At 73.5% G+C, this 1685-nt stretch carries 2 protein-coding genes; one reads left to right on the top strand and one right to left on the bottom strand.

Annotated features, from left to right (window positions below):
* On the top strand, positions 1-292 hold a 292-nt coding region (locus PKY62_RS13285; RefSeq protein WP_324537733.1), incomplete at its 5' end, for a hypothetical protein.
* Between the two features lie 35 nt (positions 293-327).
* On the opposite strand, the gene PKY62_RS13280 is transcribed toward PKY62_RS13285, so the two are convergent.
* Positions 328-1206 carry a TetR/AcrR family transcriptional regulator gene (locus tag PKY62_RS13280; protein WP_324537731.1) on the bottom strand — a complete coding sequence of 293 codons (879 nt, stop codon included), beginning with the start codon at positions 1204-1206 and terminating at the stop codon, positions 328-330.
* Positions 1207-1685 lie beyond the last annotated feature (479 nt).

The raw sequence follows: 1685 nt of genomic DNA, 5'->3' as shown, positions 1-1685 counted from the left end.
GCGTGCGCTCGGCAGCAGCGAGGCGACGGCGGCGCTGAGCCGCACCCACGCCGAGATCCAGCACCAGGTGGGGCGCCTGCACCGGCTCCTCACCGGGCTGGGAGCCGAGTCGGTCCAGCCGGAGGACGTCGTCGAGCTGCGTCGCCTGCTCTACGGGCTCTACGCGGTGCTACGGCTGCACAACGCGCAGGAGGAGGAGGGTGCCTTCAGCCTCGTGCCCCACGGCGGCGCCCCGCGCAGCGGCACGGCCGAGGGACGTGCGGGCCAGCGGGCGGGCGCCCCGTCGGGGTGACCGCTCGGGGTGAGCGGGAGCGTGTCGCTGCGTCGTCAGCCCGCGGGCAGCGCCTCGGGCGGGACGACGAAGTCCGGGTCCGGCTCGAGGAACGCGTCGACGACACCGAGGAAGGCCAGCGCCGTCGTGGTCCACGGCCCGGTCCCCTGCGGTCCGGGCAGCTCGCCGTGCAGCAGCTCGTCGAGCGTCGGCCGCTCGACGCCCGGCGCCGAGACCTCGTCCGCCTCGAGGATCGCGTTGCGGATGGCGAGACCCTCCACGAGGGCTGACCCGGCGAGGGCGATGTGCTCGAACGTGTACTGCGGTGCGCGCAGGCGCAGTCCCAGTGCCGCGCTGAGGCTCTCGTAGAACCGCGCCATCACCGCGATGAAGCCGGTCCGCTCGGCAGCCTGGAGCCGCACGGCGATCTTGCGGCGTGCGTCGTCGTCGGCGATCGCGTTGACCGTCGAGAGCAGGGCCATGTACGTCCGCCAGCTCGTCGAGGTGGAGTGCACGCGGTAGTTGTGCTCGAGCGCCACACGCACCGTCTCGAGGAGCAGCACGCGTCGGCCCTCCGGCGTCACGAGCAGGTCCAGCCGCTCGTGGGCCGAGGCCACCGCGATCTCGAGCGTCGGCTCGTCCAGCGGCGGGCGCAGCAGGTTGGCACCCTGAGGGTCCGCCGCCATGGCGAGCACGTCGACGAGGTACTCCCACTTGCCGGGCCAGATCCGCCAGACCGAGGACCGCGGCACCTCCGCCGCGGCGATGAGGTCCTCCATGCGCACGTCGTCGAGACCGACCATGAGGCCCCGCGCGCGGATCACCTCGACGCCCTGACGGAGCATGCGGTCGCGCACCTCGTCGGCGGACAGGCGGGCGGCGCGTACGCGGGTGGGCCTCGACGCGGGGGTCTTCGGGGTCCAGTCCTGGGGCATCTCATCCTTCTCGCCGGGCCGTAGGGGCCCACGGTACGCCGCCGCACGGCTCCCAGGGCTCACTCCGCGGAGAGTCGAGACTTGGGTACTCGACTTTCAAACCTCGGCACCGTAGCCTCCCCCCGACGGGCGGCCCGCAGGCAGCCCGCTGGCGGTCCACGGGCACCGCGCGGTACCGGCGGGTGGCGTCGACGCAGGGGGTCGCCGCCACCCGCCGAGCGGCAGAGCAAAGGCATCGGGCGTCCCTGCCCGCTCCCCCGCTTGCACTTCTCGAGGAGCTTGAACCGCGACCGGCGTGTTGGTCACCGTCAAGGACGTGCCACCCGGCCGCACTCGGTGCCTGTGACGTCGGGCCCGCGATGCGGTCGGGACGCGGCACGGCGGTGTGATGCCACCACCGTCGTGCGCGTTCCGAGATCTGTCGTGCTACCACCAAGGCCGACGGGAACCGTGGCCGCGATCTGGGGACCGCCACCGGG

It is taken from the genome of Actinotalea sp. (assembly GCF_035443605.1).
In the GTDB taxonomy this organism is placed as follows: domain Bacteria; phylum Actinomycetota; class Actinomycetes; order Actinomycetales; family Cellulomonadaceae; genus Actinotalea.
The sequence above is the reverse complement of the archived record's forward strand: the minus strand, read 5'-3'. Positions and strand labels throughout refer to the sequence as shown.